The organism is Mycobacterium sp., from assembly GCF_036488105.1.
Lineage (GTDB): Bacteria > Actinomycetota > Actinomycetes > Mycobacteriales > Mycobacteriaceae > Mycobacterium.
In genome coordinates, this window is record NZ_DASXHW010000211.1 from 1 (window position 1) to 4,549 (window position 4,549).

Sequence of the window (4,549 nt, forward strand, 5' to 3'; positions counted from 1 at the left end):
ATGTGCCTTACCGTCCACGTCGTGCCGCAGTCCTCTTCGCGGGCGAACCCCCACTCGCCGTCCTTCGTCACCGCCGCCCAGCACTGAAGCCTGCCGCCACGGGTCGGGAGCATGGTCTTGTCGCCGAGAGGGGCGAGGGGGATGCCGCTAGCCACGGGACGTCTCCGGCCGGGATGCCCAGACCATCGCGACGCGGATCTTCGCGTCCACATCGACCCGCCAGCCTGCGGCGCGCAGCGTCTCGGCGTAGGCGCTGACCATGGACAGCTCGTGCCGCCCCTCCCCGTGGAGCATCCCCCACCAGGAGACGACAACCTCACCCGGGCCGCGCTGCTTGACGTTGAACCCCGCCGTCGTCACCTTGTACGCCTGCGCCCTGCCGCCAGCGACGGCCTTGACGTGCCCGGCCTTTAGCAGAGCGGCAGAGACGGAGCGGGCAGTGGGGGGCTTGACCTCAGCCACGGGAAGCACCTTCGTTCGCGGTGCGGATGCTGGCGAGCATCTGCCGCTTCTCCGCCTTGATCTTGCGCAGGTCGATTCCGGACCAGTCGGCGAGAAGCCGCTCAGTACCGCGCTGCTCGTGAACCCATCCACGGGTAGTGACCTCGTATTCAAGGCCCTTGCCGCACCAGCAGCAGGTACCCGGCTCCGCGCCGAGGTCGTCGCCGACCACGTACTCCCGGCCGTGCCAGTGCAGGCAGTGGGTGTCGTAGTAGTCGGCGCTGCCGACGTCGGATTCGCGGGTCGGCCAGCAGGGAGACTTTCGGTTTTCCCCGTGGCCCTGCCGCCGCCGCATCCGGCAGTCAGGGTCTGTCGGGCGCACGTCAATCAGGTCTTCGCGGTAGGTCATGAGCTGGACGCCCTGATCCTCAAGCCACTCGACGAACTCGCCGATGGCCTGTGTCTGGCTGGCAACCGCCGACAGCTTGTCGTGCTCGGGGTACTCGCTCACTGGTCCTCCTCGGCTAGTTCGGTCTCAGGCTGCTCAGGCTCGGCATTCCGGCGAGCGCGGGCGGCCCTGGCGTTGCGGTCCTCACGCTCGATGTAGTCGATGTCGGCGCCCTTCCCGAGAGTGCGGCCGGGGGCGCTCGTGATCAGGAGCAGCACCGAGGCGGAAACCCCGGCGACCCTTGCGCCGAGCGGCTGCGCGTAGTTCTCGGTGCGGCACAGGTCCACCGCCCCGCAGGCGTCCTCATCCGTGTAAGCGGTCCAGCGCTCGCCCTGGTAGGTGACGTAGTCGCCCCTGTGGAAAGTCATCAGAACCCCCCGTACCGGATGCCGCGACGTCCGCGCCCGAAGGACTTGATCCGCTCCTCGGACGCCTCGCAGTCTCCGGCCTTCCAGTAGCCGCCGGGCATGATGTACACCGCGAAACGGTGACGGTCGCCTGTGTACTTGTAAGAGCAGGGGAAGCGCCGGCACTCGGCGGTCACGGCGTCCGCCTCGGCGGAGTAACCGGATGCTGCGAGGTAAGCGCGGACATCGTTCTCGGTGAGGCGGTCGCTGCCGTTGAACGAGAGATAAGTGACGGTGGTGTCCATGTCAGGCCGCCTTCGCGAGCGAGCGGCGGGAGGCAACCGAGAGCACCCGTGCCGCAAGCTGCTGATAGCAGGGCCGCTTCGACCGCAGCCCGCCGGGGCAGTTGCACGCGCCAGCCGTGACCAGGTACGTCTCATCGCCCCGGCTGGATACCGCGCGGAACAGCATCCCGTTGCGGGCCGTCATGCGAAGGGGGACGATCCCCCCGTCGCGGATCAGCTCGTCAGCCTTGGCCTGCTGGTCGGCGGTGAAGTCGGCGCGGGCCTGCTCAACGGCGGCAGCGCGGATCTTGCGGAGGCAGACGGGGCCGTAACCTGCGGCGAGCGACTTGGCGCTCGTCAGCTTCCGGCAGCAGCCGGGGCGCAGGCACCGGGCTTCGGCGGCCGGGGCGGCGATTGAGGTCATGTGACAACAGTAGCGCATGCTCGTGTGCCAACACAAGCTATTGCTGTAAGATGCCTCTTGTGACAACACCGGAAGAGAAAGACGAGACGCCGATCCAGCGGTTCCGCGTGCCCCTAGCGGCATGGGACAGCTTCGGCCGGATGTGCCGAAGACGCGGGATGATGCGCGCCCGCCACCTGTTCGACCTGATGTGGTCCGACGTGAAACGGCACGGCACCGAGGAGGAGAAGGCGGCGTTCGCCGCTGCCGACAAGGAACTCCGCCAGCGCCGCAGCCGCCGCCCGGCCTGACCCAAGTCCCCGATTCGACGGGACCGGCCCCGAACCGCCAAGAACGACGCCGGCCCCGCCTCCACTCCCTACTTCTAAGGAGCGCGTCAATTATGCCCGAACGCGTTGTGCCTATCCCCGCCAGCGGGTCGTTACCGGCGTGGCCTGCGACTCGCCAGTCCGCGAGTGCTTCGAATGGCACGTCCTGCCGCGCCTCGGCAGGTACGCCCACCGCAAGCTTGACGATGGCAGCGACGACAAACTCAGCGTCCGGACCCTGTGCCCCGCCCACGACGACCGCGAGGCGTCGCTGAGCATCAGCATCGGCGACAAACAGCGCATCGTCTGGCAGTGCTTCGCCGGGTGCAATCCCGTTCGCGTGCGCGCCGCACTGAACATCGCAGGCATCCCGCTCGCCTGCCTGCCGCTGGCCGGGAAGCAGCGTGAAGACCTGCTCGACCTGCTGCGGGCGATCCTCACGGGGGACAGTGCGGATCACGGGGAAGTCAGGCTGCTGGCACTCGTGGCGCTGGAGGGATACGCCAGCCTGCCGCGCGGGACGGAACTGGAACGCATCGCCGGGCTCGGCAGCATCGGCAGGGCCACGGCGTACCGCGCGAGGAGAGCCGCGCCGGGGGTCAAAACCGCTAACCCCAGTACCTACTCCTCCGGTGAAAAGCCTGTCAAGCCGCGCAGGTCGGGGCCGTCGGGAAAAGTCCCATCGTGAGACCTCGTCCCATGATGAGACCTCCAAAAGTCTCATAGTGAGACTTCCTGCGGCGTGCGGTTTCCGCACAGTGGCGCTGGCCAAGTCACCCACGCCGCGCCTCCAGTCCTGCCCTCGCAAGCTCCCGCCTAGCGTTCCTCGGCCCGTTCCCCCGCCTCTGCGGCGTGGAGCCGGTAATAACGGCGGCACCATGGGGCGAGGTCCACTTAAGATGACCGCTGCCGGTGACCGCGATCGACCAGCCTGCCGCCTTAGCGCGCCGGGCAAGCGGCCTCAGGTGCTTCGGCACTCTCAGCCTTGACCGGCTCACGACGGGTCGCCTGCCTCGGACATGAGGGCTTTAGCGTGCCCGAAAAGCACCCCGGCCTGCCAGCGAAGCTGTGCCGGGGTCAGGGCGTAGGTACCCTCGGGCTCAGTGGCGTAGACGGCCGCGTCAGAGGCCTCCGCCATCCAGTCAGCGGCAATCTCGCGGAGGCGCTCGCGCAGTTCCGCCGCGTGCGCCCGGTGTTTCTCGACCAGTTGCCCGCAGTCCGTCATCCACAGGCGGACGCCCTCGTTCTCCCCGTCCAGGGCCATGCCCAGGTGCATGACTCGCAGCCGCAGCGCCGCGATCACCTGCGCAGGGGGCCCGCTGTCGGCAGGGAGAGCGCGGGCGTACCACGGCACCTGCCCGGACGCGCCCGCGAGTGCTTCCACGGGGTCGCCGTGAAGCTCCCGCATCCGCTCGTCCGCCCACGCGTCGGTGAGGGCCATCACGGCGTCGACCTGCTCCGGGCCGAGCAGGTAGCCGGAGGTTCCCTCATCGCCGCGGAAGGTGACCGCTTCGAGGACGGCGGCGCGCAACTCGTCACGGGTCACGACGCCAGTCCTTCGCGGATGGCGGCGACCGTGGCCGCGTTAGGGACGGTGCTCTCCCGGGCCAGTCGCTCGTATTCGGCTATGGCGCGCATGGCGGCGGCCAGCTCGGGCGCGAGGCGCACCTGGTGGTCCGGGTCCGATGCCCACGGGTAGTAGTTGATGCCCCGCCAGCTGATGACCCGCCGGTCGGCACTGGCGAAGCACTGCGGCCCGATGACGATCGTGCCGTCAGGCTCCGGCGAGGGCGGCCGAGCGGGGCGCATGCCCTTGAAGCCGATCCCGTTGCGGTCAAGGATTCCGAGTGCTTCCCGCCGAACGTCCCTGGCGTCCTGGCCGCCCCGGTACAGCACCTCGGCGAGGTCGGTGATCACCTGCCACGGGTCCGGGGCGGTCACGGCAGTTCCTCCCCGAACCATCCGCCGCAGTGCGGGCAGCGACGGGCTTCGCAGTGCGGGCACTCGATCTGGTCGATAGCGAAGTTCGTCCCGTGCTCCCCGCCGCAGTTGCCGCACGTCACGTCGAAGAAACGGGGCTCGCCCTCGCGGGGCCTGACGTCCTTCGCCGCCGCCGCGGTCATCGCCCTCACGATCGCCGCGAACACGGCATCCTTCACCCGCTGAGACTCGGGAAGCTCTGCATACGGGACGAGGGCCGGATGGGTCCTGTCCGCCGCGCTCTTGTGCTCGCCCCTCCGCCAGCCCTCAGCGGCCATCCGGCGGCACCAGTCTGCGTGAAGCTCCTCCGGGGTAGC

At 69.0% G+C, this 4,549-nt stretch carries 10 protein-coding genes; 2 read left to right on the plus strand and 8 right to left on the minus strand.

Translation table 11 applies throughout. The features are described 5' to 3' along the window. Window positions 1–147: 147 nt before the first annotated feature. The 5 genes from VGH54_RS11425 to VGH54_RS11445 form a co-directional block, all read right to left on the minus strand. The gene (locus VGH54_RS11425) at window positions 148–360 is read right to left on the minus strand and encodes a hypothetical protein (protein WP_331512098.1); all 213 of its coding nucleotides are present in this window, start codon (window positions 358–360) and stop codon (window positions 148–150) included. 94 nt (window positions 361–454) lie between these two features. Continuing rightward, window positions 455–952 (minus strand): hypothetical protein, encoded by a 498-nt coding sequence (locus VGH54_RS11430; protein WP_331512099.1) that lies wholly within the window; start codon window positions 950–952, stop codon window positions 455–457. Next, entirely contained in the window at window positions 949–1,257 is a 309-nt protein-coding gene (locus VGH54_RS11435; protein ID WP_331512100.1) for a hypothetical protein, read from the minus strand. The genes VGH54_RS11430 and VGH54_RS11435 overlap by 4 nt, the downstream gene beginning before the upstream one ends. Further along, entirely contained in the window at window positions 1,257–1,541 is a 285-nt protein-coding gene (locus VGH54_RS11440; protein WP_331512101.1) for a hypothetical protein, read from the minus strand. The genes VGH54_RS11435 and VGH54_RS11440 overlap by 1 nt, the downstream gene beginning before the upstream one ends. Window position 1,542: 1 nt before the next feature. Then, window positions 1,543–1,944 (minus strand): DUF6011 domain-containing protein, encoded by a 402-nt coding sequence (locus VGH54_RS11445; protein ID WP_331512102.1) that lies wholly within the window; start codon window positions 1,942–1,944, stop codon window positions 1,543–1,545. A 59-nt stretch (window positions 1,945–2,003) separates the two neighbouring features. On the opposite strand from VGH54_RS11445, the gene VGH54_RS11450 reads away from it, so the two are divergent. Beyond that, on the plus strand, window positions 2,004–2,234 hold the full coding sequence (locus VGH54_RS11450; RefSeq protein ID WP_331512103.1) for a hypothetical protein: 231 nt from the start codon (window positions 2,004–2,006) through the stop codon (window positions 2,232–2,234). Between the two features lie 139 nt (window positions 2,235–2,373). Further along, window positions 2,374–2,940 carry a hypothetical protein gene (locus VGH54_RS11455; protein ID WP_331512104.1) on the plus strand — a complete coding sequence of 189 codons (567 nt, stop codon included), beginning with the start codon at window positions 2,374–2,376 and terminating at the stop codon, window positions 2,938–2,940. A gap of 306 nt (window positions 2,941–3,246) precedes the next feature. Here the strand turns inward: VGH54_RS11455 and VGH54_RS11460 are convergent, their stop codons facing one another. From VGH54_RS11460 to VGH54_RS11470, 3 genes are all read right to left on the minus strand, one after another. Then, on the minus strand, window positions 3,247–3,798 hold the full coding sequence (locus VGH54_RS11460) for a hypothetical protein (RefSeq protein WP_331512106.1): 552 nt from the start codon (window positions 3,796–3,798) through the stop codon (window positions 3,247–3,249). Then, the gene (locus VGH54_RS11465; protein WP_331512107.1) at window positions 3,795–4,193 is read right to left on the minus strand and encodes a hypothetical protein; all 399 of its coding nucleotides are present in this window, start codon (window positions 4,191–4,193) and stop codon (window positions 3,795–3,797) included. The genes VGH54_RS11460 and VGH54_RS11465 overlap by 4 nt, the downstream gene beginning before the upstream one ends. Then, window positions 4,190–4,549, minus strand: a 360-nt coding sequence (locus tag VGH54_RS11470) for a RyR domain-containing protein (protein ID WP_331512108.1), incomplete at its 5' end; no start/stop codon positions are given. The genes VGH54_RS11465 and VGH54_RS11470, both read right to left, overlap by 4 nt.